The following is a 24,550-nucleotide window of genomic DNA, read 5'->3' as shown; positions in this document are numbered from 1 at the left end:
GCCGGGTCCGGGTCGCCTTGGCGCCGGTCAGCTGCCGAGCGGACCGGCCCGGAGGTTCCACCGGCCGGTACGCCCGGTCAGTGTCACAGCCGAGAGCGGAGGCACGTCGATCCGCCAGAACGCGGACGGCGGCGCCTCCAGCGCATGGGCGACCGCCGCGCGGACCACGGCGGCCTCGGTGACGGCCAGCACCCGGCCGGTGTCCTCCGGCAGCCCGGTCAGCCAGCCGCCGACCCGCGCGATCAGGGCCCGCGTGGACTCCCCGCCATGGGGAGCCGCGTCCGGGTCGGTCAGCCACGCCATCAGCGACTCCGGCTCGGCGGCCGCCACCTCGTCGAGGGTGCGGCCCCGCCACCGCCCGAAGTCGCAGTCGCGCAGGGCGCTCTCGACCGTGGCGCCGAGCCGCAGGACCTCGGCGGTCAGCCGGCACCGCTCCGACGGCGCCCGCAGCACCCTCGGAACGGCGGACACCGCCTCCGCCAGCGCCCGGGCCTCCCGCAGACCGCGCTCGTCCGGCGGCCCGTCACCGAACCGGGCGTCCCGAACGGCCGGTCCCGCCGCCGCGCAGAGCAGTGTGAGCCGGATCGTCATGGCCGGATCCCTCCCCTCGGCCCCCGGCCGATCGCCGGAGGTGCACCGTGATGCTACGAGCACACCCCGCAGCCGGACTCCCGGTGATCGCTGGTCACAGCAGGTATTGGCGACGGGCACCGACACCGGTAACCTCTCCCCGACAGAATGACGGCGCTGCGGAAGACCGGTGAAATCCCGGCACGGTCGCGCCACTGTGTGCCGCACGGTGCATCCCGGAACCACGGGGGCCCGCGTGGTGAGTCAGACCCGCAGCCGTCGTCGCGTGCTCCACCCAGAGCGGGACGCGTGTTCCCGAGGAGGTACCGCCGTGGCCCAGTCCGCCATCACGCCCGTTTCCGTCCCCGACTCACCTCCGGTGACCCAACTGCCGATCCGGGCGATCCTGCCCTGGGCGGCCTTCTTCGGCCTGCTGATGCTCATCCTGCTGCACTTCGTCGGAACCGAGCAGGGTGCCCTCTCGGTGATCTCCGGCGAAGGTGTCCACGAATGGGTGCACGACGGCCGGCACCTGCTCGGCTTCCCCTGCCACTGAGACGGGGCGACGCACCGATGAACTCCGTATCCGTTCGCTCCCTGCTGCTCCGCGGCATGCTCGCGGGAGTGCTCGCCGGGCTGCTCGCCTTCGGCTTCGCCTACCTGGTCGGGGAGTCCCCCGTGGACGCCGCGATCGCCTTCGAGGCGGCGCACTCCCATGAGCACGGCGGGGAGGAACTGGTGAGCCGCGCCGTGCAGTCGACGGCGGGCCTGGCCACCGCGGTACTCGTCTACGGCACCGCCCTGGGCGGCATCGCCGGGCTGGCCTTCTGCTTCGCCCTCGGGCGCATCGGCCGCTTCGGCGCCCGCGCCACGGCGGCACTCGTCGGTCTGGCCGGGTTCGTGACCGTCGCCCTGGTGCCGTTCCTGAAGTACCCCGCCAATCCGCCCGCGGTCGGTGACCCGGCCACGCTGAACCAGCGCACCGCGCTGTTCTTCCTGATGATCGTCCTCAGCGTGCTGCTGGCGGTCGGGGCGGTACTGTTCGGAAAGAAGGCCGCTCTGCGCTGGGGCAACTGGAACGCCACCGTCGCCGCGGCGGGCGCGTTCGTCGTGGTCCTCGCCCTGGCGATGGTCTTCCTCCCGGCAGGGGGCGGACTCCCCGAGGGCTTCCCGGCCGATGTGCTGTGGGAGTTCCGGCTGGCGTCCATCGGGACCCAGGCCCTCCTCTGGGCCGGTCTGGGCCTGATCCTCGGAGAGCTCGCCGAGCGCGCTCTCGCGGCCGGGACATCCCCGGCAGGGGCTCCGGCGGAGCCGGCGGCCGCAGCCCACTGAGGCACAGCGCGAAGAGGGACCCGTCGGGGGCGCGCCCGGCGGGTCCCTCGCGTCTGCACGGCCCCGCCTTCGGTCGTCCGCAGACCACGGAACCCTCGGCCGTCCGCAGTCGGCGGACGGTCAGAGCAGGTCGTCGTCGGTGAACCCCAGCAGCGGGATCCCGTCCGCGTGCTTGGTCGATCCGCTGAGGGTGTGCTCGGCCCAGATGATCTTGCCTTCAGGGGTGTACCTGGTGCCCCAGCGCTCGGCGATCTGGGCCACCAGGAACAGTCCACGGCCGCCCTCGTCCGTCGTGGCCGCGTACCGCAGATGCGGCGAGGTGCTGCTCGCGTCGGCCACCTCGATGGTCAGCCCCTGGTCGTGCAGCAGCCGCACCCGGATCGGATCCGATCCGTAGCGGATGGCGTTGGTGAGCAGCTCGCTGAGGATCAGCTCGGTGCCGAAGCACAGCCCGGTGAGGTTCCATTCGTCCAGCTGCCTGACCACCGCGGCGCGCATCCCGGCGACGGCGCTGGGATCACTGGGCACGTCCCACTCGACGACCCGGTCCGGTCCGAGCACCCGGGTGCGGGCGATGAGCAGCGCCACGTCGTCCTTCGGGCGGGTCGGCAGCAGGGCCTCCAGCACGGCCCGGCAGCTGTCCTCCGGCGGACGGTCCGGGTGCGCTAGCGCCTCCCGCAGCAGATCGATGCCGACGTCGATGTCCCGAGTGCGGTCCTCGATCAGGCCGTCGGTGTAGAACACCAGCTGGCTGCCCTCGGCCAGCTCCAGCTCCGCCGTCTCGAACGGCATACCGCCCAGCCCCAGGGGCGGGCCCGCCGGGAGCTCCGGGAACTCGACCTTGCCGTCCGGGTGCACCAGCGCGGGCAGCGGATGCCCCGCGCGGGCCATGGCACAACGCCGCGACACCGGGTCGTAGACCGCATAGAGGCACGTGGCCCCGGTCATCCCGGAGGCGCCGGCGGCGCCCGGCTCGTCCTGGTCGATACGTCCGACCAGATCGTCCAGGTGACCGAGCAGCTCGTCGGGCGGCAGGTCGAGCGTCGAGAAGTTGTGCACCGCCGTACGCAGCCGTCCCATGGTCGCGGCCGCGTGCAGGCCGTGTCCGACGACGTCCCCGACCACCAGGGCGACCCGGCTGCCCGGCAGCGGGATCACGTCGAACCAGTCGCCGCCCACGCCCGACTGCGCGGGCAGATAGCGGTGCGCCACCTCGACGGCGCTCCGCTGGGGAAGGGTGCGGGGGAGCAGGCTGCGCTGCAGCGTCACCGCGAGGGCGTGCTCACGGGTGTAGCGGCGGGCGTTGTCGACGGACACGGCCGCGCGGGCGACCAGCTCCTCGGCCAGGGACAGGTCCTCCTCCTCGAACGGGCCGGGCTTCTCGGACCGCCAGAAGTTGGCCACGCCCAGGACGACGCCGCGCGCCTGGAGCGGCACCGTGATCAGCGAGTGGATGCCGTACTCGACGATCTCCTGGGCCCGCTCCGGGTCCTGGGCGTGCCAGCCCGGCGCATCGGACAGATCGGCCACCACCACCGCCCGGCCGCTGCCGAGCCCACGGGCCATCGGTGTGGACGGCAGGAACTGGATCAGCCGGTCCCGCGGATAGAGCGGATGGTCGTCGCGGATGCCGCTGACCGCGGTCCGGCGCATCCCGGAGCTGCCGCCGTTGGGCTCCTCCCCGTTCAGGACGGGGTCGGCGAGGTCCACGGTGACGAAGTCGGCGAACCCCGGGACCGCGACCTCGGCCAGTTCCTGCGCGGTGCGCCGTACGTCGAGGGTGGTGCCGATGCCCACACCGGCGTCGTACAGCAGCTTGAGGCGTTTGCGGGCCACCTCCGCCCGTCCGGTCAGCGCCTGGAGCTCCGTGGAGTCGCGGATGGTCGCCACGGCGCCCTTGGGGCCGCCGTCCGTGTCGGTGGGCCGCTGGTTGACCACGAGCAGCCGGTCGCCGGCCAGGTGCACCTCGTCGCTGGCCGTGCGGCCGGAGGACAGCAGGTCGGCCGTGCCCGGGTCGAGTCCGGGCAGGTCCGCGATGAGCTGCCCCTCCGCGCCCGCCTTGAGGTTCAGCAGCCGTCTGGCCTCGTCGTTCGCCAGCATGAGCCGACCGTCTCCACTGACGATGACCACGCCCTCGCGGACGGCGTGCAGGACCGCGTCGTGATGCTCGTACATGCTGGTCATCTCGGCGGGATCGAGCCCGTGCGTCTGCCGCTTCAGCCGTCTGGTCGTCAGCGCGGTGCCGGCGGTGGCGAGGGCGAGGGCGGCCGCGCCGGTGCCCAGGATGACCGGCAGCTGCTGGTTCACGGGGCTGGTGGCGCTCTTGACGGTGAGGCCCGCCGAGACCAGGGCGACGACCTGGCCCTTGCGGTCGTTGACCGGCACCACCGCCTGGACCTCGTCACCGAGAGGTCCCTTGACGCTCTCGGTGAGGACCTTGCCCTGGAGCGAGGGCTCGATGGTGCCCACGAACCGCTTCCCGATCCGTTCCGGCAGCGGATGGGTGTACCGGATGCCGTTGGTGTCCATCACCACGATGAAGTCCATCCCGGCGGCCTTCCGTGCCTCCTCGGTCAGGGGCTGGAGGACACGGGAGGGATCCGGGAGTTTCAGCGTGGCCAGCAGGCCGGGGGAGTGGGCGAACGTTTCGGCGACCGACACCGAGCGGGCACGGGCCGCACGGTCGACGTCGTGCCGCGTCTGCAGCACCAGCGCCAGGATCGCTCCGAAGACGAGCAGAATGATGACCGCCACCTGGAGGACGAAGACCTGCCCGGCGACGCTCCTGGGGCGCCTTTCGATCAGTGGCCGAACCGACACGCCCCGCAATCGGTCGAAGCGCCTGATCACGCTGTCCTTTCTAGCACCAGGGGGACTATTGCGGCCATAAGCGATGCGCCGGACATCCGAGTCTTCCGCCCTCGGTCCCGTCCGGGCCGGACTTTGGTCCCCGCCCGCTCCGGACCTTGGGCCTCGTTCTCTCCGGACCTCCGGCCTGGCAGTCGGGGCTCGGCACCGGGCCGTGGCACCCCGTCCCGGCCCGGTTCCGTCCCCTTTTCCCGGCCTGCTTCCTTCATTCCCACCTGGTTCCGCTCTGTCACTCCATACGGACGTGTATCGCCATCTCGTCGTCACCCGGGCTGCCCTCCACCTCGAGGGTGACGCCGGTCCAGGCGCCGTTCGGCAGGTTGAGCGCGGGCGTCGTCGTCTCGCCGATGATCTTGTTGCCGAGGGAGGGGTAGAGATCGTTGGAGTCTCCCCGGTTCCCGCGGCCGAAGATGCCGGCGAGATCGCGGCGGCCGTCGGCCTGGAGCAGTTCGATCGCGAGGCGCTTCTCGATGTTCACATCGGGTATCGCCTCGTCGACGACGTACACGGCCACGCCTTCGTCGGGCAGGAACGCGTCCTGTCCGCGCCGGCGACGGTACTCGGCGAGGATGTACTGCGTCTCCGACATGGTGTCCGGGTTCTGGATGAAGGCCATGTTCCCGCCTTCCGCGGCCGGGCGCAGGACGAAGTCCTTCGTCGTCTCCGTGATGCTCTCCGGGCTCGCCCAGCCGTGGAACATGCGCAGCATGCCGTTGGGGAACACCGGCCGCAGGCCCGAGTTGCCCCAGGAGCCCGACGCCATCAGGCAGTAGTTGCCGAGGCCGTTCGACTGCGTCGCCTCCAGCGGGCCGGTGTCGTAGTAGTCGGCCCAGCGCGCCGCCAGATGGCCCCATTCGTGTGCGCACACACCCATGGCGCAGTCCTCCGGGACCGTGAGGAAGGTGTGGACCTCCAGGCCGGGCGCGACCTCGACGCCTCCGGGGACGCCCCATTTGACGCTCCAGATGTCCTCGCGGCTCAGGGTCTGCTCGGCTCCGCTCCCGGCGTGCACGATGAACAGCGCTGTGACGATCTTCTCGTCGAGGACGTCGAAGGGCCTGAAGTCGACTCCCTCGGCCAGTGCGATCCTCACGGCGTCGCGGGCCATTCCCTGGGAATTGCGGGGGAATCCCTCCTCGTTCATCCCGGAGTTCCCGTCGGCGTAGAAGGAGAGGGGCTGGGGGAGCCGGAACCAGCCGTGGACCTCGCCCTGGATGTCGATGCCGGAGTCCGCGGCCGCGGCGAATCCGCTCACCAGGCGGTAGAAATCCCGCATGCTCCCGGTCGGCAGGGAATCCAGGCTGAACAGCAGCTGCTGGAAGTGCCCGACGCGACGATTCGGGTCGTGCGGGTGATCGGGGAAATCGACGAGCAGGACGAGGGTGCGGACGGCGCCTTTCAGCCGCCGGGTCGGCCGTGTGATCAGCTGGCGGCCGGAGGCCGGTCCGAGCTCCATTTCCCCGTCGTCGAGGCCGATCAGCTTCTCGCCCCGCCGGAGCGAACGCCAGCCCTGGTAGAAGGCCTCGAAACCGGTGCCCTTGGGCAGTCGGCGCGAGTCGAGCAGTTCGAGATACCGGGTGTAGAGCTGAGCCAGCGCATCGGGCGACAGGGGCACCGGGCAGGCTTGCGCAGAGGCGGTTGCGTTGATTCTGGGGCGCATAGTCGTAAGCCGCATGGCGACCACTCACTTGCTGGGACGGATGGGTTGCGCTTGCTGAAGCGGATACGTTGAGGACGTAAATGTACGTCGTCCGTTTATGCTGTACACATTCAGGCTCCGCCCGATTTCCGGCTCCGTCAAGGAGAGGCGATCACCGAGAGGCGGCGATGTTCCATGGACGAGACCGATCCGCCGGCCGGGCGGCGCACCGGAGGAGATCCGCCCTCCGCCAGGGGCCGCCTGACGCGTGAGCGGGTTCTCGGTACCGCTTTCCGGATCGTGGACGAGGAAGGTCTGGAAGGCCTGAGCATGCGCCGCGTCGCCGACGAGCTGGGCGTCGAGACCATGGCCCTCTACCGGTACACACCGAGTAAGGACGACCTTCTCGACGGGCTCGTCGAGACGCTCTTCCTGGAGCTGGAGCGCGAGCTGACGGGCGTCCCCGGGACCGTCCGGACATGGCGGCAGGAGCTGACCGGCATCGCGCTGGCGATGTACCGGGTGGCCCTCACCCATCCCCATGTCATGCCGCTGGTGGCCGTCCGGCCCTTCACCGTCCCGCTGACCCGGCGGCCGCCGGCGGTGCTGCGCGTCCATGAGCGGGTGCTGGACGTCCTGTACGACGCGGGGCTGGCGGACGACGCCGCGGTGCGGCTGTACCGGGCGTTCATCTCCTGGGTGCTCGGCTACGTCCTCATCGAGCTGCGCGAAGTCGTGGACAGTCCGGACGAGACGGAGCCCGCGTTCCGGCTCGGCCTGCACCGCCTGTCCGTCAAGGAGTTCCCCCGGCTGCGGGCGCTGGGCGCGGGCCTCGCGCTCCGGGGCGGTGAGGAGCAGCTGGCCGCGGGCGTCGACGTGCTCGTCGGCCGCTTCGCGCCCGGGGACTGATCATCGAGCCTCGCGCGCGGGCGGGTGTGGACGGCTCCCTGCGCACGAGCGGGCGTGGTGGGCGGGGCACTCCGGACGCGAGCGGTCTGCCACTGAGCGATGCGGGGCCCGCGGCACCGGCGGGGCGGAGGCAGGGCGGGGAGGGGATCCGGCACCGGCCGGCCGCGCCCCGCCCCGGCCCTTCGCCCATGAACCGACCGCCGCTCCGTCCGGGCAGCTCGGCGGTTCAGCCCACCCAGCCGCCGGTGAGACCGAGCACCGCCGAACCGTCCAGGTCGGCGAGCTTGGTGCCGGTGAAGCCGCGGGCCCAGTCGGAGGTCTGGAGGCGGAACCCGGGCCGGTCCGCGGTGAGCGCCTCCATGACGGTCTCGGCGACTTCGGCCGGGGTCTGCGCGCCGCTGAGGAACTGCGCGATGGTGCGGTCGACGTAGGCCTGCAGCGCATCGGCGTACGGGCCCGCGGTGGCCACTTCGCGCTCCAGGTCGAGGCCGAGATTGTTGACGAACTCCGTGGCGACGGCGCCGGGTTCGATGACGGAGACGGTCACGCCGACCTTTGCCGCGACCGGGGCCAGGCTCTCCATGTAGCCCTCGACGGCGAACTTGGCGGCGCAGTAGGCCTCGTTGAAGGGCTGTCCGATGATCCCGCCGACGCTGGTGACGGTGATCAGCCGTCCGCCGGACGCGCGCAGGTGGGGCAGGGCGGCCTTCGAGACATGGAGGACGCCGAAGAAGTTGACCTCCATGACCTTGCGCACGTCCGCCACCGATTCGTTCTCGAGTGTGCCGACGTGTCCGGCTCCCGCGTTGTTGACGACGGCGTCCAGACGCCCGTGATCGGCGATCACGCCCTCCACGGCGGCGGCGACGGAGGCCTCGTCCGTGACGTCGAGCTGCCGGATGTCGAGCTCGACGCCTGCCTCGGCGGCGGCCTTGCGGAGCGCGTCGGCCCGGCTGGTGTCGCGCAGGGTCGCCACGGTCCGCCAGCCGGCCCGGGCCGCGGCGACGGCGGCGGCCAGGCCGATGCCCGACGAGGTGCCCGTGATCAGTACGACCTTGGAAGTCATGGGGGTGGCCTTTCTCGTGACACCGAGAATTTCAGTGCGTGTACACACACCTTAAGCGTTATGTGTGCGTACACGCAAACGGTAGGCTCGGGGCATGGTGAAGAAGAAGCTCACACAGGCCGAGATGTCGGTGGCCGACCATGCCTTCTACGGCCTGGTCTGGGCGGGCACGGTCCTCACCGAACGCGTCGACCGTGCCCTGATCAAGGCGCACGACCTGCCCGTGTCGTGGTTCGAGGTCATGCTGTGGCTCGCCTCCAGTCCGGACCCGGTCCCGGCGTCCGTGCTCGGCAACAGCACGATGCTCAGCCGCAGCCAGGTGTCCCGCGTCGTCGACGCGCTCCAGGGCCGCGGGCTGGTCACCCGCACCCCGTCCCCGCGGGATGCGCGCTCCGTCGAGGTCGCCCTCACGCCCGAGGGCCGAGAACTCTTCGCCGCGGCCGACGACACCCGCCGCGCCTGTCTGGGCCCCGTCTTCACCGACATCCTCGACCCGGACGACCTCGCCGCCCTCAGCACCGTGTGGCGGAAGCTCAAGGCCCACAAGGAGGCGCTGGACGCTTAGGGGTGTCCGGTGGGTCAGGGCCGGGCCCGGCCCGACTGGCGCCGCGGCTTGCGGCGTTGTCGTCGGTCGCCGATGCTCCGTACGGACTCCCTCCTTCTTCGACTCCTTCGACGGGACCGGCAGGAGGCCGACGTCCTGGCGGGCTTCTTCGACGGCAGTGGCGGGACACCGCCTATGCCGCCGCAGCGGCGGCCGGTTCAGGGGCGCGCAGAACGAGCCGGTCACCCTGCCAGCGGGCGCACAGCCGGCGGTCGTGGCTGACCACGACCACGGCACCCGGGAACGAGGCGAGTGCCTCCTCCAGTTCCTCGGCCAGTGCGGGGGAGAGGTGGTTGGTCGGCTCGTCCAGCAGCAGTACGTCGGCCGGCTCGGTGACCAGCCGGGCCAGCGCCAGCCGCTGCCGCTGCCCTGCCGACAGGGCGCCGACCGCGGTGGTGAGCCGTTCGGGGGCGAACAGCCCGAGCGACTGCAGCCGTTCGGTGTGCTCCTCGGGCGCGCCGGGGCGGCCCTCGGCAAAGGCCCCGAGGAGCGTGCGACGGGGCGGTCCCGCATCGGTCCGCTGGGCCAGCAGTCCGGTCCGGCCGCGCCGCACGACGTGCCCGCGGCCGAGGGTGACGGTGCCGGCGAGGACTCCGAGCAGGGTGCTTTTGCCGGCCCCGTTCGGGCCTGTGACCAGGAGCCGGCCGCCGGCCGGCACGGCCAGATCCACGGGCGCCAGCCGCCCCGCCACCAGCACACCGTCCGCCGCGAGAACCGGCCGGTCCGCACCGTGCGGTCCGGTGGCGGCCGGTGCGCCGACGGTGGTGCGCGGCACGGCGGTGAACCGCAGTGGCGCGGCCGGCGCGGGCACCGGCCGGGCCAGCAGCCGTCCCAGCCGCTCCTCGGCGTTGCGCACCCTGCTCGCCAGGGACTGCTGCACCCGGCCGGCCGCACGGTCGTAGGCCATCTTGTTGCCGTCCTTCATGGCCCGGCCGGGGGCCACCCGACGGGCGGTGACCGCGGCGGACTCCCGCAGCCGGTCCACCTCCGCGCACCACGCGGCGTGGGCCTGGGCGCGGCGCTGCCGTTCGGCGGCGCGCCCGGCGAGGTAGCCGGCATAGCCGTTGCCGTAGCGGACCGTGCGGTGCAGGTCGCCGTCGACCTCCAGCAGGGAGGTGGCGACGCGTTCGAGGAACTCCCGGTCGTGGGGGACGGCGACGGTGATGCCGCGACGGGCGCGGAGGTGCTCCTCCAGCCAGGTCAGGGCCGCGTGGTCGAGGTGGTTCGTGGGCTCGTCGACCAGCGGCACCTCGGGGGCGGAGGCCAGCAGGGCGGCCAGCCGGAGCCGGACCTGTTCGCCGCCGGAGAGGCCGCCGACGGTGCGGTCGCGGGGCAGTCCGAGCAGTCCCAGGCCGTGGGACGGCCGGCGACCGGCATGCTGCGCCCGCACAGAACCCCTGCCGACGCGAGCCGGAAGCGAGCGCAGCCGTCCATGCTCAGTGCCGTCCATGCTCAGCCGGGGCGGATGTTCCTGTTGTGATGGAAGGCGTTGTCGGGGTCGTACTTGGCCTTGACCTCGGCCAGTCGCCGGTAGATGCGATCGCCGTATGCCTCTCGAACGCGGCTGGTGTCGTCGGCATCGAGGAAGTTGACATAGACGCTGTCGACGCGGTGCGGCTGGAGGGCGTGGAGGAACCGTCGGGCCCACGCGGTCTCGGCTTCCGCGTGCTCGCCGGACTCGTCAGGGGACCACACGGCGTCGATGACGATGTTGTGGGTCACGTCGCGACCGGCGTAGGCGGTGGCGTCGTGGGGAACCCGGGCGACGGCGCCGCCCATGTGGAACATCGCCGAGTACGACCGGGGCGAGCCGGCCCTGTAGGCGTGATCGGCGATGACGGCGACGGCGTCGTCGGAGAGGCCGGCGAGGTTGGTGGCCTTCCAGTAGTAGTGCCACCCGTGAAGGACGGTGTCGTCGGTGGCGCGCTGGAAGGCGGCGTACGGAGTGGGGGCGAGCAGGTCCACGAGCGGCGTCCCGAACTGCCGGAGAGCCCGCACCGCCCGCTCGCCGTCGTCGACGGCGCCGGCGTAACAGCAGATGACGGCGACGGCCGGCCGCCAGTGCAGATTCTCGGGGATGACCGGCAGTGGGGGGACGGTGCCGAGCCTGACGACGGTGCCGAGTCCGTCAGGTGCTTCGGCGGCGAAGTCCTGGTAGAAGCGCAGCACGTCGGTGGTGTCGTCGGCCGTCCAGAAGACGGGTCCGGCCATGACGGTCGGGCCGACGGGGTGCAGTGCGAACCGGAAGGCGGTGACGACGCCGAAGTTGCCACCGCCGCCTCGCAGCGCCCAGAAGAGATCGGGGTGGTCGTCGGCGGACGCCCGGACGATGCTGCCGTCGGCGGTGACCACCTCGGCGGCCAGCAGATTGTCGACGGTGAGCCCATGTGCGCGCATGAGGAAGCCGATGCCGCCGCCGAGAGTCAGCCCGGCGACGCCGGTGTGGCTCACGATGCCGCCGGTGGTGGCCAGACCGTGAGCCTGCGTCTCGTGGTCGACGTCGCCCCACAGGGCGCCTCCCTGCACCCCGGCGGTGCGGCCGACAGGGTCTGTCCACACGGCCCGCATCGCCGAGAGGTCGATGACGATCCCGTCGTCGCACACCGCGGTGCCGGCCACGTTGTGGCCGCCGCCCCGAACGGCGATCTCCAGATCGTGGTCACGGGCGAAGCGCACGGCTGCGGCCGCGTCGGCGGTCCCGCTGCAACGGGCGATCACTCGGGGGCGCCGGTCGACGGCGCCGTTCCACACCGCCCGGGCGGTGTCGTAGTCGACGTGGTCAGCGGTGATCAGCTCGCCCCGGAACCCGTCGATCTCCATGGCGATCGCCTCCTCGCTCGGGTGTAGCGGCCCACGTGCTCGGTGATCTCGTCGTCACCTCCTCGTGTCCCGACATCCATCGCATCACCGGGGGCCGCGGCCGGGAAGTCAAGAATCTGGACTTCAGGGCCGGAGGCAGGGGTGGGACACTGGCGTCGTGCGCAGCTACGGCCAGTACTGCCCCATCGCCCGCGGCGCAGAGATCTTCGCCGAGCGCTGGACGCCGCTGATCATCCGCAACCTGCACCTGGGCTGCGGAAGCTTCAGCGAGATCCTGGAGGGCGCCCCCGGGCTCTCACGCACCCTGCTCTCGCAGCGGCTCAAGCAGCTCGAACGGCTCGGCATCGTCAGGTCGGCACCCAAGCCCGACGGGCGCGGAAGCCGCTACGAGCTCACTCTGGCGGGTCACGAGCTGTTCAAGGTCTGCGTGTCGCTCGGCGAGTGGGGTGCGGCCTGGCTCGAGATCGCCCCCGAGCACCTCGATCCCTTTGTGGCGCTGTGGTCGATGTGCAACATGCTCCGCCGGGACCGGCTCCCGGATCGGCGCGTCGTCGTCCGCTTCGACTTCACCGGCCGCCGGCGCCCCGAGCGGTACTGGCTGCTGATCGAACACGGGGAGACCGAGATCTGCAAGACGTACCCCGGCCTCGACGAGGACCTCTACATCACGGCGGAAGCCGAAGCCTTCGTCAAATGGCACGCCGGCCGGCAGACCTGGGCCGAAGCCACCCGCGACCGCCGCATCCAACTCCACGGCCCCTCCTGGCTCGTACGGGCGTTCCCCACCTGGAACGCCGGCAGCGCCTTCGCCCACATCAAACCGGTCTCCCGAAGCGTCTGAAGGTTGTCGGCGAGCACGGTGGAAGCCGTCGGTGGTCCCCGCGAAACCGACGCCGTCAACACCCGCCGCCAGAAACGTGTCGTGCCGTTCGCACCAGCCCCCGGAACGGACGGAACCACAGGCCGGCACCGCGGGGTTCGTCCTCGAACGCGGTGAGTACGAACAGCTGCCGGCCGTCCTCGCCCACGTGGAAGTACTCGGCCACGGGTGCCGGGGACGACGGGGTGGCATGGGGTCGTTCGGACAACTCGTCGGCAAGCGACCGGGCCACCGCGGCGTCCTCGGTGTCGTACCACGCGGCGGTGAAGCCGCGGGCCGTTCCGTCTCGCCGTACGGCGGAGCGGTAAGGCGCGTAACGGCCGGGCGGATCGGCCGAGTAGAGCGCCTGGATGGTGCGGCCGAGGGTCTGCTGGTTGCGCGGGTCGGCGGCGAAGGACCGGTGTGCGCCCGAACTCGTCCACTGGGCGAAGTTGAGGATGGTCCGTCCGTCGGAGCCTTCCAGGCAGTGCCGCGCGAGGTAAGCGGCCGGCAGCCGGGTCTCCTCCCAGGCATCCATGACGCCGGCCATCACCTTCCGCTGTGGTTCGGGCCCCTCCGTGTGCCACAGCGAGGCCAGGACGAGACCCGCTTCCGGGCGGGCAGGGCTGGGCAGTGCGACCGGCGACAGGCCGGGATCAATGGTGGTCATGACGCCAGCCTCCGACCTCAACTGCGGTTGAGGTCAAGCTCCATGGCTGCATCGGATCAGCGATCCGGTGATCTGAGGGAACCGGCGTGGGCGGAGCCGGAGCACCGGCTCCGAGTCCTGCGACCGGCGCCGGGACAGCGCTTGTCGGTGACGCTCCCCGATACGGCCGCAGGCGGCAACCAGGTCCACGGCAGCCGTCCTTCAGCCGGTCCCGGACACGTCGTGCGGGACGCCGGTGGGCGTCGCCGCGCGGAAGGTGGCGAGCAGGGCCCGGGCCTGCGGGCTGTCCGCGTCGAAGAACTGCGTGGCCGGCGCGGGCGACACTGCTGTTCCGTGCATGCGGACCTCGTGACAGCTGAAGCAGAAGGCCGCCTCCCACACCGGCTGGTGGAGGGACTCCTCGTACGCCCGGATGCTCCAGCCCGGCGCGAAGCCGCAGCGGTGCTGCCGGCCGACGGGCAGGTCTTCGATCAGTGCCAGGACGTCGGAGGCTTCGTCGTCGGCCCAGTGGGCGACCGTCCTGCCGGGGTACGGGGCGCCCCGCTTGGCCGGGAGGGCGGAAATCCGCACGACCTCGATCAGTACGGTGGCGGCGACGGCCTCGGCGGGGAGTTGCATGGAACACAGTGTGCCTTCCGTCGCGACCGGCACGGCACGGGCGGTGCGCCCCGTGAACACCGCGACGGGAGGCCCGGCCGGCGGCGTCGAGCACGTCGGGCTGCGCACGATGGAAGGCCTACGACGGCCACGGCACGCCCTCGACGGTTTTGCCTGGTGGACCAGGACTTCCCGCACATGTGAGCCCGGCGTGGGCCCGTCCCCGCTGCGAACCTCGGATGCCTAGGCGTCCGGCTGGCCGTCCGGGTTCGGCGGTGGCCACTGGCGCGGCGTGCCCGGTGAGAGATGGTCCACGACCTCGGCCAGCTCCTCGCAGGCGCGTTCGATCTTCTGGCGGATGCCGATCTGCTCGCTGATGATCGCGGAGAGCAGCAGACTCGTGAGCGCCGCCGACCCGTTGAGGGCCTGCAGATTGACCATGACGGCGACGACGTCGTGGCCTGCGAACGGCCCGAGCTGGTCGGTCGCCGCCGTGATCGCCGTGACGGACACGATCAGCGTGCACGGCGCGGCGCCCGGCAGCTGGAAGCGCAGGGCAGCCCAGACGAGCACCGGGAAGACGAGGAACAGCAGGGCGAGCTCGCTGCGGGTCGCCGTCAGGGATGCGGCGACACAGGAGACCAGCAGGGCGGCCGCCTCGGCCCACCGGTACCCGGGGACGTCCTTCGGCAGGCGGAACCTGTACCCGGCCAGCAGCAGGGGCGCCACGACCAGGACGCCCATCGCGTCGCCCACCCACCACGCCGACCAGACCGGCCAGAAGCCGTTCGACGGCAGCGTGCCCGTGACCAGCTGCACGCCGGCTCCCACAGTGGCGCTGATCAGCATTCCGGCGAGGGCACCGAGGAACACCAGCGCCAGCCCGTCCCGCAGCCGGTCCAGCTCGGTACGGAAGCCCACCCGGCGCAGCATCAGATACGCGCACACGGGAGCGAGCGTGTTGCCCGCCACGATCGCGACGGCCGTCGTCTGCAGGGGACTGAGCGTGAGGACGACGAACACGGTCCCGAGGGCGATCCCGGGCCAGATCCGCAGCCCCATCCAGAAGAGGCAGCAGAGCGCGATCCCCGTGGGCGGCCACAAGGGACTCACGATCGCGTCCCCGACGACGAGCTGTTCGAGCAGGCCGATCCGCGCACCGGCGTAGTAGGCGACGGCGACCGCGAGTATCTGGAGGACGGCTACGGAAAGCCGTCGGAATCGGGCGGTAGGGGCCACATCAGCCATCACACAACGACTCCCACCGCACGGCACGGCGTGACACGCGTGCCGGCGCCCGCGCCCTGCCTCACGAGGGGCCGCCCGGCGCCGCCTCGTGCCGCAGCACCAGGACCGCGGCGTCATCGGTGTGCCCGGTGTACTCGGCCACCCGCAGCACCTGGTCGGCCAGTTCGCCGGGATCGGACCCGGCCCCTGCGGAGACCAGGCGCGCCACCTGGGACAGGCCCGCCTCGACGGGGTACGACGGCCCCTCGACCACCCCGTCCGTGAGCAGCACGCAGGCACCCGCCTCGCTCAGCCGCCGCCTGGTCACCGGGTACACCTCCCCGGCCTGTATGCCGAGGGGCGGACCGCCGTCGTCGTCGGAGACGCTGACATGCCCGTCCAAGGTGGCCCAGACGGCCGGTATGTGCCCGGCGCGGGCGCTCTCCAGCTCCCAGGTGAACGGATCGAAGCGCAGATAGCTGCAGGTGGCGAACAGCCCGCAGTCCACCGACAGCAGGAGGTCGTTGGCCCGGCTCAGGACCTCGCCGGGATCCTTGGCGGTGGTCGCCACCGCGCGCAGGCCGATGCGCACCTGCCCCATGAACGCGGCGGCCTCGACGTCGTGGCCCTGCACGTCGCCGATGGAGAACCCCAGGGACCCGTCGGGCAGCAGGAAGCCGTCGAACCAGTCGCCGCCGATGTCGAGGCCGTGGCGCGCGGGTGTGTACCGGGCCGCGGTGTGCAGCCCGGGGAGGTCGGGCAGCCTCCGCGGGAGCATGTCGCGCTGCAACGCCTCCGCCAGCTCCACCCGGGCCCTCTGCAGCTCGGCCCCGTGCCGTGCCTGCGCGGTGAGACGCCGGAGAGTGGCCAACAGCTCGTCGGCGCTCTCCGACCGCGGGGGACGACGCCACGTCATGGGCCGCTCCGAGGTGCCGCCTGCCGATGTCTCGCTGTGAGGGAATCACCCACACCCCTGCACACGATACGTCCGCCCCATGATCCGTGCTTGCCGACGCCGGGGGGCCTCCCGGGCGGGCCGCTCCGGCGGCGTACGCCGCCGGGCCCGGCGGCGGCGCGTCGGCTTAGGCTGGGGTACCGACGACGTGGAGGTGCGGCATGGCGCGCAACCACCACTTCCACCTCGACCACGGCAGCCATTCGATCACCGTGCACGTCGGCCCGGGCCGGACGGGCGGGATCGAGCTCCTGGTCGACGGCAAAGTGGTCGCGTACCGGCGCGAGCACGGCAAGGGCACCACCGTGCTGGCCGGTGAGCTGCCGGAGGACCCGGCCCGCTCCTTCGTCGTCCGGGTCCACCAGTCCCATCTCGTGCGCTCCAAGCCCGGGTGCACCCTGGAGCTGGACGGCGTGGAGCACCCCATGCCGGAGCGGTACGAGAACTTCTGAGGCACCTCCGCCGCACTCCCTCCGCCCCTCGGCGAACCTCCGCGCCACCGGTGACCGTCAGGGTTCCGTCAACGCCCGTGCCCCGGCCGTCAGCAACCCGTCAGTACCCGTCACGGCCCCGCCCCTTCGGGAATAGCGTCATCGTCATGCCCCGGCACGCCTCCCCGCGCCGGGGCGCTCGACCTGGTGGCCGGTCCGGTGGCGGGCGCGTACCAGCTGTCGTTGGCCTCGGGCCACAACCTCGTCGGCCGCCCGCCGGTGGTCGCCGTCCGCGACGGAAACGCGCGGCTGCTGGTGCGCCGGGAATCGCTCGACGACATCCTCGGCCACGACGTCGGGCTGTGGCCGTACGGGCACCGTACGGCCACCTCCGGGCGGGCGAGGGACCGCCCGGAGGTACCCGGGCGCTCTTCCCGGCCGCTCGGCCGTGGCCCCGCGCCCGTGCCGGAAAGAGGGGCTCACCGTTGTCCCCGGCCGGCCGCGGGGGCACCGGAGCACAGCCACGCCGGTGCCCATGCGGTCCCGTTCACCGGGGCGGCCCGTGCCTACGCTGCTCGGCATGGACCTCGACGACGATCTCCAGCAGATGGACCGGGACGGCCTGGTCGTCGAGGTGCGGCGGTTGCGGGCCGGTATCCGGGTGTACCGGGACAGCTCGGGGCACGACCTGTGCCGGCACCATCCACGCCTGTGGGGACTCCTCCCCGAACGGGTCGATCCGGACGTGGCCGTACCCCCCTGGTCCCGGTTCCTCCGCGGCTGCGTGGCCTACCGGGAATCGCTCGACCGCGAGCTCCGGAACGCTCCCGTCGACGACCGGGAGTACCGCAGGGGGTCTCCGGCGGGCTTCCGGACGGGCCCGGCTCGTAGCGCTCATGCGGAGTCAGAACGAGTTTCCACTCCCGTACGGTGCATAGAGGTCCAGCAGGCGGATGCGTGCCACGTGCAGCCGGTGGGCCAGGACCCGGCCCACCCAGTGGCCCACCGACGAGCCGAACGCCGTGTCGGAATCCATCATCATGCGGACCGTCTCCGCGTCGAACTCATGGGTGCGCACCGGTGTCATCGCGTCGGCGCCCAGCTGCCACACATAGGGCGGGAACAGCCAGGACCAGCCGACGAGTTCACCGGAGCCCAGACTCTCGATCACGGCCGGGCGCCGGCCGGGAACGCGTATGTGCAGGTCGACGGTGCCGGAGCGGATGATCCAGAAGCGGTCCGCGCGGTGTCCCTCCTCGAAGATCCTCGCTCCCTCGGGGAAGTTGACCTCGCGCGCGAGGGCCATCAGCCGGGCACGGTGCTCCGCAGGCAGCACGGCTGCCATACGGGTGGGGGAAGGGCTGCTCATCGCGGGGCCTCCGTTTCACGTGCTCCTACTGGCCATGGTCGGCCGCCGGGCCGCGCGGCGCACGGCAGGGGGCGGAAGGCCGTCGGGCCCCTGGGAGCCTGACGCGACACGCGTGGCGACCTGGTCGGAAGGAGGCGTTCGTGGCCCGCGTTCCCGGTCGTTGGACGCCGTACGGGAACGTGGTCGTCGGACGCTGTACGGGAGGGTGCAGTACGGGAGGGTTGGTGACCCGTGGCCCCGGGAGGGCGGTGACCCGTAGCCCCTCAGCTCAGTACCGGCGCACGGTCCGCATAGGGGGCGGGGGGCTGCGGAATGCGCTCGATGGACGTCACATCGAGCGCGAGAGCCGCGGAGCGGGTGCCGAGCGTGCCGCGGCGGTGCCACGTACCGGACACCTGTACCCAGGTGTCGGCCGGCGGTGCCTCCACACCGTGCATCGCGACGGTGAGGGACTGCGAGTCGGCGGCGCAGCAGGACATCACCAGACGTGTGAGGTGCCAGCCGCCGTCTTCGCCCGGGGTGACGAACCCGGCCATGACGACGGTGCGCCCCTTGAGGCTCTGCCTGTCGTCCTGGCGGGCCCGGGCGATGAACTCGGTCAGGGAAAGGGGGACGGGGTTACCGGGCGGCAGCGGCTCGAAGCGGCTGTACTCCCCGATGTTCTTGGCATTGTCCCGCGCAGCCGTGTACGAGCCGAGTGCGGGGGGAGCGAAGAACAGCGTCGCCAGGGCGGGCAGCGCCAGCAGCCAGCCGATGCGCGGGGTACGCGAATGGTCGTGCCCGTGGTCCTCGTGTGCGTGCGCGTCCTCGTGGTCCCCGTGCGTGTGCGTGTCCCCGTGGTTCCCGTGGGCGTGCTCGTTCGCATGGTCGGGCTCGTCCACGAACCCCGTCCCAGGCTCCGCGCCGCGCCGCGAGGCCCGGTGCTCTGCGCGGCCGAGGCCCGGCAGCACGTCGCGTACCACGCCCACCAGCCCGGCGGCGAGCAGCACGGCTCCCGACAGCACGAGGAGCGGCTGGAGGCTCTCCTTCACGTACCGCAGATAGAGGTCACCGAAGAGCGAGATGCGCAGGACACCCGCACCGGCGAGCAGCAGGAGCACGGTCTGACCGAGGCGCTTCACAGCAGGCACCATCCCGTCGCGACGCAGCACAGCACGGCGACGACCGCCGTCGTGGTGGAGAATCGCACGGCGAAGGCCCGGCCGAACGTCCCCGCCTGAAGGGCGATCAGCTTCAGGTCGACCATCGGGCCCACCACCATGAACGCGAGTCTGGCGGTCGGCGAGAAGCCGGTCAGCGAGGCGGCGACGAAGGCGTCGGCCTCCGAGCACACGGCGAGCACGATGGCCAGGACCGCCAGGAAGAGCACGGACAGCCAGGGCGACCCGGAGAACGTCTCCAGCACCGAGCGCGGCACCGCGACGTTGAAGGTGGCCGCGGCCATCGCGCCCAGTACCAGGAATCCCCCGGCGTGGAGGAAGTCGTGCTGGAAGCCGAGCCGGAACTCCTCCCACTTGCTGTGCCCTTCCCGGTGCCCGGTGTGCCGGGCAGGCATGCGCAGCCAGTCCGCGCGGCCGAACCTGAGCCACAGCCAGCCCATGACGGCCGAGGTGGCCAGGGAGGCGACGAGGCGTGCGGCGACCATCTCGGGGCTGCCGGGGAAGGCGACCGCGGTGGAGACCAGCACCACGGGATTGACGGCGGGCGCGGAGAGCAGGAACGCGAATGCGGCGGCCGGCGTGACCCCGCGCCGGATCAGGCTTCCGGCGACCGGTACCGAGGCGCATTCGCACCCGGGCAGCACGACCCCGGCGGCACTGGCCACCGGGACCGCGAGGGCGGGCTTCCGCGGCAGGAGGCGGTTGAACACATGCGAGGGGACGAAGGCGTTGACCGCCCCCGAGATCAGCGTGCCGAGGATCAGGAACGGCAGTGCCTGGACGGTGATCGCCACACAGATCGTCTGCCAGGCCCGGAATCCCGGGTGGCCGAGCCATTCGTCGGCGTCCATCGCGCCGGCGAGCCCGGCGAGGAGGACGACGGCACACGCCCCGGCGAAGAGCAGGGGAGTCGGAAGGGACCGGCCGTGGGTGCGGTCGGCCGCGGGATATGGAGCGGTGTCACCCGGCGGAGCCGTCATCAGGTCGTCCGAGTTGGTCACGTCCGCTCCGTCACATCTGCTCCGGTGGGGGCTGCCCCGGTTGTCGGTGAGCAGGCATCACGATATCCGGGACATCCGCCGAACCCGGACAGCCCCTGCCTCGGACATGCGAACGGCCGTGTTCCCCATAGGTGGCCGGGCCGCGTTCCCCCATGGCGGCCGAGTACGGCCCGCCACGGGCGGGCCATCGCGTCCGGCCCGCCATGGGCGGACCACCGGGCGGCCGTCCGATGCCGGGCGGCCGCCCGGGACCGGGCGTGCGATCAGTCCTGCTGAACGGTGAGCGCGGCGAGCGCCTCGGCGATGTCGGTCTCCGCGCGCGCCTTGTCGACGCCGAGCGCGGTCAGCACGCCCGCGGCATCCTCGAACTCCAGCAGCGCGAGGAGGATGTGCTCGGTCCCGACGTGGTTGTGCCCCATGCGGAGGGCCTCGCGGAACGTCAGCTCCAGGACCTTCCGGGCGCCCGCGTCGTACGGGACGAGCTCGGGCACGGTGTCCGCGGCCGGCGGCAGGGCCTCGGCGGCGGCCCGGCGGACCCGGCCCAGCGGTACGCCCTGGGCGACGATCGCCTTGGCGCCGAGACCGTCCGCGTCGCCCACGAGCCCGAGGACCAGGTGCTCGGGGCGGATCTCGGCGTTTCCGGCGGCCCGGGCCTCGTTATGGGCGGACATCGCCACGTTCCTCGCCCGCGGGGTGAAGCGTCCGAATCCCTGGCTCGGGTCCAGGTCCGACGGCGCGCCCGGGTCCTTCGGCACGAAGCGCTTCTGGGCGGCCTGACGGGTCACCCCCATGCTCTTGCCGATGTCGCTCCAGGAGGCGCCGGACCGCCGGGCCTGGTCCACGAAGTGGCCGATCAGATGGTCCGCGAGTTCACCCAGGTGCTCTGCGGCGAGGACCGCGTCGGACAGCTGGTCGAGGGCGTCGGGGTGCACTTCCTTGATGGCTTCGATCAGTTCGTCGAGCCGTACCTGAGGGATCATGCGCACGGGTTCCGTCATGAGGCAACCTTAGGTTGACACCATGAGGCCGTCAACCCGAGGTTGACACTTCCTCGCCCCCTCCCTGGCCGGTGATCGCGACCAAAGGGAGCATTCAGTGGGAAATGCGGGCAGACGAGTGTAAGAGGGGAGGGGGGAACTCCCGGAGAGGCTCGCCATGCACTACGAAGCTCTGCGGATCTATCTGAACGACCACCTGGCCGGCGCGACCGCGGGTGTCGAACTCGCCCGTCGGCTGGCCCGGCGGCACCGGGCGTCACCGCACGCCGGTGAGCTGCGGCGGCTGGCGGAGGACATCGCGCAGGACCGCCGTGCGCTGATCGGGATCATGGGGGCGCTGGAGGTCGCCCCGCACCGTTACAAGATCCTCGCCGGCCGGATGGCGGAGTACGCCGGCAGGCTCAAGCCCAATGGGCGCTTCCACCGCCGCTCCGGTCTCGGCAATCTCATCGAGCTGGAGACGCTGAGGATCGGCGTCCAGGGAAAGTACCTGCTGTGGCGGGCACTGCTGCCGGTGGCCGCCGACATCGTGGAGGTCGACACCGCGCGGCTGGAGAAACTCATGGACCGGGCCACCGATCAGATGGCCGTCGTCGACGCGCTGCACGGCATCGCCGCCACGGGCATCCTCACGCACCGGCCGCCGCCGGGCGGCTGGCCCGGGCGCGAATGAGCGGCGCGTCGTCGTGGCCGGCGCGTCACCATACGGTCGGCCCCGCCAGCCACCGTGCGACGGCCTCCGCGATCGGCTGGCTGGTCTCCAGCTGGATGAAGCCGAACTGGCCGCCCTGGTTGCATTCCAGGAACCACCACGTGCCGTCCTCGTCCTCCGCGAAGTCGAACGCGCCGTAGGCGATGCCCGCCGCGGCGGTGTAGGCGTGCACGGCCCGGGCGATACGGTCCTGCACGTCGATCGCTTCCCAGGTGTGCCCGGTGTCGCCGAACCGTCCGTCGACCTGGCCCGGGGCGGATGTCTTCCTGGCGGCGAACAGTCTCCGGCCCACGCACGTCAGCCGGATGTCCGCACGCTTCTCGACGTACCGCTGGAGCATGGTCGGGCCGCTGGCGACGGATGAGAAGTCGGCGTCCGGCGCGACGCGGGTCGTCGGTATCGCCATCGGCGGATCGCCCGCCGGTGAGCCCGACACCGTCTTCACCACGATGTCCTTGTACTGCGCGGCGAACTGGCGCGCGATGCGGGGGAACGTCGTGATCAGCGTGGGCGGCACGGCGAATCCGCTGTGGTGCGCCACCCGGAGCTGCCACGGCTTGAAGCGGGCCTGGGCCGCGGCCGTCGGGTGGTTCATCCAGCGCGCCGCCGTGCCGTACAGCATGCCGTAGAGGGCCTGAGTGGTCTCCGCGGTGAGCCAGGGGGACGGATCGGCCGCCTGGGCGGCCGGCTCGCCCGGCCTGCGCACCCAGACGGAGCGCAGTCCGTTGGTGCTCACCAGGCGCCCGTTCGCCGACAGGTAGCCGTGGAAGTCCCCACGGACGTACTCGGCCGACAAGGACGCCTCGCCGGGGAGTTCGGCGGGGTCGAACCGCACGAGCGGTACGCCGCGCTCGTGCAGTTCGGCCACCACCAGGTCCGCCGTCACGTCCTCGGGGCAGGTCAGGATCAGCACAGTCATGGGCGTGTGCCGGGCGGATCAGTCGTCGAAGTGCGTCTTGGAGCCGGCCGTGGACGTGGTGGCTCCGTAGGCCAGGAGGATGGCCGGATCGCTGATGGCGGGACTTCCGTCGGGAAGAATGTTTATTTGCAGCATGGAGTCGTATGTATAGGGCGTGGAAACCGGTGAATCCGCCGCCGGCCGAGCGTAGTTCAACGCGAACGGTCGCATGTCGCTCCCTCAACTAACCAGTCTCACGGGGGTTGTTTACGCCCCATGGGTAACAGTACGTGTTTGCGGTGTAATGGTTTCAGGACTCTCCGTCACTAGAGGACGGCCCTGCCGCGGGGAAGGTTGACCAGGCAACGCACAGGAATGGCTCCGTCGCCCTGTGGAATGCCATGCGATCCGAAGATTCCGACATGGGCGACAAAGCATCCCAGCGTGAGCCTGTTGCGGCATGCTGTCATGTGCTCTGACGGCGGAATGATAAATTCCGCTCCATGGTGGCGGTGTGGCGAATTTCGCACTGAACTGGTGGGCCCAATGGGGGTGTTGGGGGGAAATCGCCGAGGTGGGGCGGAGGGGGGTAAGGGGTGCGAACCGGGAGCGGTCCGCACCGCGAGGCGGAGGCAAGGGTGCCGCCGGGGGTGTCAGCCGGCGGTTCGGGGGTCGGGCTTCCCGGTCGTCACCGGCACCGGACCGGCCTGGGCGAACGGGCCGGCCTCCTCTCGGGCGCTGCGTGCACCGGGGGAGAAGTCGCCGACGTCGTGGACCGGTTCGACGAGCGGCCCGAGGCGTCGCGCGGTGCTCGGTTCTCTGTCCATATGTCGATTCTGGCAGCGACGGCCCCGCCCCGCCGCTCCTCAATTCGGCCGCTACGGAGAGGGGGTGCCGATCCGTGCGAGGGCGTCCACGACGAGGCTCCAGAAGCGTTCGTGGTCGAGCCCGACGGCGACCCGGGTGTGGCAGCCGGGCGGTGCGGGGGCCCGTAGGTCCGTCACTGTCATGCCGCGGGTGAGGCTTCCGGTGAGTTCGATGTCCACGGGGGCCGGGCGCACTGTCATGACGTCCGGGTCGATCACATATGCGACGGCGCACGGGTCGTGCACCGGCGGGTGGGGGAAGCCCAGTTCGTGGTACGCCGCGCCGAAGAAGTCGAGCAACTCCAGGACGAACGTGGCGGGTCCGGTGCCGAGCGCGCCGATCCTGTCGAGCACGGCGGGCGTGGCCAGTGCCTGGTGGGTGAGGTCGAGCCCGACCATGGTGAGCGGCCAGTCCTCGTTGAAGACGATGTGCGCGGCCTCGGGGTCGACGAGGATGTTGAACTCGGCGACCGGCGTCCGGTTGCCCGTGTGGAATCCGCCGCCCATCAGGACGACTTCGCGCACCCGGGAGGCGATCCGGGGCTCCTTCCGCACGGCGAGCGCGATGTTCGTGAGCCCGGCGGTCGGCACGATGGTGATCTCACCCGGCTCGTGCCCCATCACCGTGTCGATGATGAGGTCCACGGCGTGACGGCCGTCCAGTCGCAGCGTCGGTTCGGGCAGCACCGGTCCGTCGAGCCCCGTCTCCCCGTGGATGTCCGGCGCCGTCATCGGCGTCCGCACGAGCGGGCGCGGGCAGCCCGCGGCGAAGGGCACCCCGGTGATTCCCGCGACCCTCGCCACGGACAGCGCGTTGCGCGTCACCTTCTCCAGGGTCTGGTTGCCGACGACGGTGGTGACGGCGACCAGTTCGATGTCGGGGCTGCCGTGCGCCAGAAGCATCGCGATCGCGTCGTCGTGTCCCGGATCGCAGTCGAGAACGATCTTCCTGGCCACCGCGGAACCCTTCTGCTCGCCGCCGATCCCCGGTCGGGTCCC

Annotated in this window: 25 protein-coding genes and 2 pseudogenes; 8 read left to right on the top strand and 19 right to left on the bottom strand. The window is 71.6% G+C overall.

The window, feature by feature from the left end; all coding sequences use genetic code 11:
• Nucleotides 1-27: 27 nt before the first annotated feature.
• Nucleotides 28-591 (bottom strand): histidine phosphatase family protein, encoded by a 564-nt coding sequence (locus ACZ4Z5_RS08475; RefSeq protein WP_468258506.1) that lies wholly within the window; start codon nucleotides 589-591, stop codon nucleotides 28-30.
• Between the two features lie 310 nt (nucleotides 592-901).
• Between ACZ4Z5_RS08475 and ACZ4Z5_RS08470 the strand changes: the two genes are divergently transcribed.
• Both ACZ4Z5_RS08470 and ACZ4Z5_RS08465 read left to right on the top strand, forming a co-directional pair.
• A complete protein-coding gene (locus tag ACZ4Z5_RS08470) occupies nucleotides 902-1,126 on the top strand; it encodes a CbtB domain-containing protein (RefSeq protein ID WP_468258503.1) in 225 nt (74 codons plus the stop codon).
• Nucleotides 1,127-1,143: 17 nt separating this feature from the next.
• A complete protein-coding gene (locus tag ACZ4Z5_RS08465; protein ID WP_468258500.1) occupies nucleotides 1,144-1,902 on the top strand; it encodes a CbtA family protein in 759 nt (252 codons plus the stop codon).
• Nucleotides 1,903-2,022: 120 nt separating this feature from the next.
• Here ACZ4Z5_RS08465 and ACZ4Z5_RS08460 read toward each other — a convergent pair whose 3' ends face one another.
• Complete coding sequence (locus tag ACZ4Z5_RS08460) at nucleotides 2,023-4,722, bottom strand: SpoIIE family protein phosphatase (protein ID WP_468258764.1); 2,700 nt, start codon at nucleotides 4,720-4,722, stop codon at nucleotides 2,023-2,025.
• Between the two features lie 277 nt (nucleotides 4,723-4,999).
• The gene (locus tag ACZ4Z5_RS08455; protein WP_468258498.1) at nucleotides 5,000-6,385 is read right to left on the bottom strand and encodes a M6 family metalloprotease domain-containing protein; all 1,386 of its coding nucleotides are present in this window, start codon (nucleotides 6,383-6,385) and stop codon (nucleotides 5,000-5,002) included.
• A 219-nt stretch (nucleotides 6,386-6,604) separates the two neighbouring features.
• Between ACZ4Z5_RS08455 and ACZ4Z5_RS08450 the strand changes: the two genes are divergently transcribed.
• Nucleotides 6,605-7,318, top strand: a complete 714-nt coding sequence (locus ACZ4Z5_RS08450; protein ID WP_468258495.1) for a TetR/AcrR family transcriptional regulator — start codon at nucleotides 6,605-6,607, stop codon at nucleotides 7,316-7,318.
• Between the two features lie 226 nt (nucleotides 7,319-7,544).
• Here ACZ4Z5_RS08450 and ACZ4Z5_RS08445 read toward each other — a convergent pair whose 3' ends face one another.
• Nucleotides 7,545-8,384 carry an SDR family oxidoreductase gene (locus ACZ4Z5_RS08445; RefSeq protein WP_468258492.1) on the bottom strand — a complete coding sequence of 280 codons (840 nt, stop codon included), beginning with the start codon at nucleotides 8,382-8,384 and terminating at the stop codon, nucleotides 7,545-7,547.
• A gap of 94 nt (nucleotides 8,385-8,478) precedes the next feature.
• On the opposite strand from ACZ4Z5_RS08445, the gene ACZ4Z5_RS08440 reads away from it, so the two are divergent.
• Nucleotides 8,479-8,949, top strand: a complete 471-nt coding sequence (locus tag ACZ4Z5_RS08440) for a MarR family winged helix-turn-helix transcriptional regulator (RefSeq protein ID WP_468258490.1) — start codon at nucleotides 8,479-8,481, stop codon at nucleotides 8,947-8,949.
• 172 nt (nucleotides 8,950-9,121) lie between these two features.
• Here ACZ4Z5_RS08440 and ACZ4Z5_RS08435 read toward each other — a convergent pair.
• Together ACZ4Z5_RS08435 and ACZ4Z5_RS08430 are read right to left on the bottom strand one after the other, a co-directional pair.
• Nucleotides 9,122-10,387 (bottom strand): annotated as a pseudogene (locus tag ACZ4Z5_RS08435) (ATP-binding cassette domain-containing protein); the annotation flags it as partial.
• A 53-nt stretch (nucleotides 10,388-10,440) separates the two neighbouring features.
• Nucleotides 10,441-11,808: an FAD-binding oxidoreductase gene (locus tag ACZ4Z5_RS08430; RefSeq protein ID WP_468258487.1), complete on the bottom strand. Its 1,368-nt coding sequence runs from the start codon at nucleotides 11,806-11,808 to the stop codon at nucleotides 10,441-10,443.
• A gap of 157 nt (nucleotides 11,809-11,965) precedes the next feature.
• On the opposite strand from ACZ4Z5_RS08430, the gene ACZ4Z5_RS08425 reads away from it, so the two are divergent.
• The gene (locus ACZ4Z5_RS08425) at nucleotides 11,966-12,649 is read left to right on the top strand and encodes a winged helix-turn-helix transcriptional regulator (RefSeq protein ID WP_468258484.1); all 684 of its coding nucleotides are present in this window, start codon (nucleotides 11,966-11,968) and stop codon (nucleotides 12,647-12,649) included.
• 55 nt (nucleotides 12,650-12,704) lie between these two features.
• Here ACZ4Z5_RS08425 and ACZ4Z5_RS08420 read toward each other — a convergent pair whose 3' ends face one another.
• The 4 genes from ACZ4Z5_RS08420 to ACZ4Z5_RS08405 all read right to left on the bottom strand — a co-directional run bounded on the left by ACZ4Z5_RS08420 (nucleotide 12,705) and on the right by ACZ4Z5_RS08405 (nucleotide 16,077).
• Nucleotides 12,705-13,337 (bottom strand): hypothetical protein, encoded by a 633-nt coding sequence (locus ACZ4Z5_RS08420; protein ID WP_468258482.1) that lies wholly within the window; start codon nucleotides 13,335-13,337, stop codon nucleotides 12,705-12,707.
• A 201-nt stretch (nucleotides 13,338-13,538) separates the two neighbouring features.
• A complete protein-coding gene (locus tag ACZ4Z5_RS08415; RefSeq protein WP_468258479.1) occupies nucleotides 13,539-13,955 on the bottom strand; it encodes a hypothetical protein in 417 nt (138 codons plus the stop codon).
• Between the two features lie 222 nt (nucleotides 13,956-14,177).
• The gene (locus ACZ4Z5_RS08410) at nucleotides 14,178-15,182 is read right to left on the bottom strand and encodes an MASE1 domain-containing protein (protein ID WP_468258476.1); all 1,005 of its coding nucleotides are present in this window, start codon (nucleotides 15,180-15,182) and stop codon (nucleotides 14,178-14,180) included.
• 61 nt (nucleotides 15,183-15,243) lie between these two features.
• Nucleotides 15,244-16,077 (bottom strand): PP2C family protein-serine/threonine phosphatase, encoded by an 834-nt coding sequence (locus ACZ4Z5_RS08405; protein ID WP_468258473.1) that lies wholly within the window; start codon nucleotides 16,075-16,077, stop codon nucleotides 15,244-15,246.
• Between the two features lie 200 nt (nucleotides 16,078-16,277).
• Between ACZ4Z5_RS08405 and ACZ4Z5_RS08400 the strand changes: the two genes are divergently transcribed.
• Nucleotides 16,278-16,568 (top strand): hypothetical protein, encoded by a 291-nt coding sequence (locus ACZ4Z5_RS08400; RefSeq protein WP_468258470.1) that lies wholly within the window; start codon nucleotides 16,278-16,280, stop codon nucleotides 16,566-16,568.
• A gap of 180 nt (nucleotides 16,569-16,748) precedes the next feature.
• Nucleotides 16,749-16,910 (top strand): annotated as a pseudogene (locus tag ACZ4Z5_RS08395) (diaminopimelate decarboxylase); the annotation flags it as partial.
• Nucleotides 16,911-17,094: 184 nt separating this feature from the next.
• Here the strand turns inward: ACZ4Z5_RS08395 and ACZ4Z5_RS08390 are convergent.
• The 5 genes from ACZ4Z5_RS08390 to ACZ4Z5_RS08370 form a co-directional block, all read right to left on the bottom strand.
• Nucleotides 17,095-17,232, bottom strand: a complete 138-nt coding sequence (locus ACZ4Z5_RS08390; protein ID WP_468258467.1) for a hypothetical protein — start codon at nucleotides 17,230-17,232, stop codon at nucleotides 17,095-17,097.
• Between the two features lie 219 nt (nucleotides 17,233-17,451).
• Nucleotides 17,452-17,916, bottom strand: a complete 465-nt coding sequence (locus ACZ4Z5_RS08385; RefSeq protein ID WP_468258464.1) for a cyclic nucleotide-binding domain-containing protein — start codon at nucleotides 17,914-17,916, stop codon at nucleotides 17,452-17,454.
• Between the two features lie 263 nt (nucleotides 17,917-18,179).
• Nucleotides 18,180-19,037 (bottom strand): TIGR03943 family putative permease subunit, encoded by an 858-nt coding sequence (locus ACZ4Z5_RS08380; RefSeq protein WP_468258461.1) that lies wholly within the window; start codon nucleotides 19,035-19,037, stop codon nucleotides 18,180-18,182.
• Nucleotides 19,034-20,056: a permease gene (locus tag ACZ4Z5_RS08375; RefSeq protein ID WP_468258762.1), complete on the bottom strand. Its 1,023-nt coding sequence runs from the start codon at nucleotides 20,054-20,056 to the stop codon at nucleotides 19,034-19,036. Before ACZ4Z5_RS08375 ends, ACZ4Z5_RS08380 begins: the two co-directional genes overlap by 4 nt.
• A 284-nt stretch (nucleotides 20,057-20,340) precedes the next feature.
• On the bottom strand, nucleotides 20,341-21,075 hold the full coding sequence (locus tag ACZ4Z5_RS08370) for a Clp protease N-terminal domain-containing protein (protein WP_468258457.1): 735 nt from the start codon (nucleotides 21,073-21,075) through the stop codon (nucleotides 20,341-20,343).
• A 157-nt stretch (nucleotides 21,076-21,232) separates the two neighbouring features.
• Here ACZ4Z5_RS08370 and ACZ4Z5_RS08365 point away from each other — a divergent pair, with 157 nt between their 5' ends.
• The gene (locus ACZ4Z5_RS08365) at nucleotides 21,233-21,748 is read left to right on the top strand and encodes a hypothetical protein (RefSeq protein ID WP_468258455.1); all 516 of its coding nucleotides are present in this window, start codon (nucleotides 21,233-21,235) and stop codon (nucleotides 21,746-21,748) included.
• A 25-nt stretch (nucleotides 21,749-21,773) separates the two neighbouring features.
• Here the strand turns inward: ACZ4Z5_RS08365 and tgmB are convergent, their stop codons facing one another.
• The 4 genes from tgmB to uriH form a co-directional block, all read right to left on the bottom strand.
• A complete protein-coding gene (gene tgmB / locus ACZ4Z5_RS08360) occupies nucleotides 21,774-22,706 on the bottom strand; it encodes an ATP-grasp ribosomal peptide maturase (RefSeq protein WP_468258452.1) in 933 nt (310 codons plus the stop codon).
• Between the two features lie 18 nt (nucleotides 22,707-22,724).
• Nucleotides 22,725-22,916: a putative ATP-grasp-modified RiPP gene (tgmA, locus tag ACZ4Z5_RS08355; protein ID WP_468258450.1), complete on the bottom strand. Its 192-nt coding sequence runs from the start codon at nucleotides 22,914-22,916 to the stop codon at nucleotides 22,725-22,727.
• Nucleotides 22,917-23,338: 422 nt separating this feature from the next.
• Nucleotides 23,339-23,512, bottom strand: a complete 174-nt coding sequence (locus ACZ4Z5_RS08350) for a hypothetical protein (protein WP_468258448.1) — start codon at nucleotides 23,510-23,512, stop codon at nucleotides 23,339-23,341.
• Nucleotides 23,513-23,563: 51 nt separating this feature from the next.
• Nucleotides 23,564-24,508, bottom strand: a complete 945-nt coding sequence (gene uriH / locus ACZ4Z5_RS08345) for a uridine-preferring nucleoside hydrolase UriH (protein WP_468258445.1) — start codon at nucleotides 24,506-24,508, stop codon at nucleotides 23,564-23,566.
• Nucleotides 24,509-24,550: the final 42 nt, after the last annotated feature.

The sequence above is a fragment of the Streptomyces sp. NPDC030222 genome (assembly GCF_055573115.1).
The sequence above is the reverse complement of the archived record's forward strand: the minus strand, read 5'-3'. Positions and strand labels throughout refer to the sequence as shown.

What these genes read in the sequence shown, in the direction of transcription:
- ACZ4Z5_RS08475 (WP_468258506.1), bottom strand. Translation starts at nt 591, where the DNA reads ATGACGATCCGGCTCACACTGCTCTGCGCGGCGGCGGGACCGGCCGTT.
- ACZ4Z5_RS08465 (WP_468258500.1), top strand. Translation starts at nt 1,144, where the DNA reads ATGAACTCCGTATCCGTTCGCTCCCTGCTGCTCCGCGGCATGCTCGCG.
- ACZ4Z5_RS08450 (WP_468258495.1), top strand. Translation starts at nt 6,605, where the DNA reads ATGGACGAGACCGATCCGCCGGCCGGGCGGCGCACCGGAGGAGATCCG.
- ACZ4Z5_RS08445 (WP_468258492.1), bottom strand. Translation starts at nt 8,384, where the DNA reads ATGACTTCCAAGGTCGTACTGATCACGGGCACCTCGTCGGGCATCGGC.
- ACZ4Z5_RS08440 (WP_468258490.1), top strand. Translation starts at nt 8,479, where the DNA reads ATGGTGAAGAAGAAGCTCACACAGGCCGAGATGTCGGTGGCCGACCAT.
- ACZ4Z5_RS08430 (WP_468258487.1), bottom strand. Translation starts at nt 11,808, where the DNA reads ATGGAGATCGACGGGTTCCGGGGCGAGCTGATCACCGCTGACCACGTC.
- ACZ4Z5_RS08420 (WP_468258482.1), bottom strand. Translation starts at nt 13,337, where the DNA reads ATGACCACCATTGATCCCGGCCTGTCGCCGGTCGCACTGCCCAGCCCT.
- ACZ4Z5_RS08415 (WP_468258479.1), bottom strand. Translation starts at nt 13,955, where the DNA reads ATGCAACTCCCCGCCGAGGCCGTCGCCGCCACCGTACTGATCGAGGTC.
- ACZ4Z5_RS08410 (WP_468258476.1), bottom strand. Translation starts at nt 15,182, where the DNA reads ATGGCTGATGTGGCCCCTACCGCCCGATTCCGACGGCTTTCCGTAGCC.
- ACZ4Z5_RS08405 (WP_468258473.1), bottom strand. Translation starts at nt 16,077, where the DNA reads ATGACGTGGCGTCGTCCCCCGCGGTCGGAGAGCGCCGACGAGCTGTTG.
- ACZ4Z5_RS08400 (WP_468258470.1), top strand. Translation starts at nt 16,278, where the DNA reads ATGGCGCGCAACCACCACTTCCACCTCGACCACGGCAGCCATTCGATC.
- ACZ4Z5_RS08385 (WP_468258464.1), bottom strand. Translation starts at nt 17,916, where the DNA reads ATGAGCAGCCCTTCCCCCACCCGTATGGCAGCCGTGCTGCCTGCGGAG.
- ACZ4Z5_RS08375 (WP_468258762.1), bottom strand. Translation starts at nt 20,056, where the DNA reads ATGACGGCTCCGCCGGGTGACACCGCTCCATATCCCGCGGCCGACCGC.
- ACZ4Z5_RS08370 (WP_468258457.1), bottom strand. Translation starts at nt 21,075, where the DNA reads ATGACGGAACCCGTGCGCATGATCCCTCAGGTACGGCTCGACGAACTG.
- ACZ4Z5_RS08365 (WP_468258455.1), top strand. Translation starts at nt 21,233, where the DNA reads ATGCACTACGAAGCTCTGCGGATCTATCTGAACGACCACCTGGCCGGC.
- tgmB (WP_468258452.1), bottom strand. Translation starts at nt 22,706, where the DNA reads ATGACTGTGCTGATCCTGACCTGCCCCGAGGACGTGACGGCGGACCTG.
- tgmA (WP_468258450.1), bottom strand. Translation starts at nt 22,916, where the DNA reads ATGCGACCGTTCGCGTTGAACTACGCTCGGCCGGCGGCGGATTCACCG.
- ACZ4Z5_RS08350 (WP_468258448.1), bottom strand. Translation starts at nt 23,512, where the DNA reads ATGGACAGAGAACCGAGCACCGCGCGACGCCTCGGGCCGCTCGTCGAA.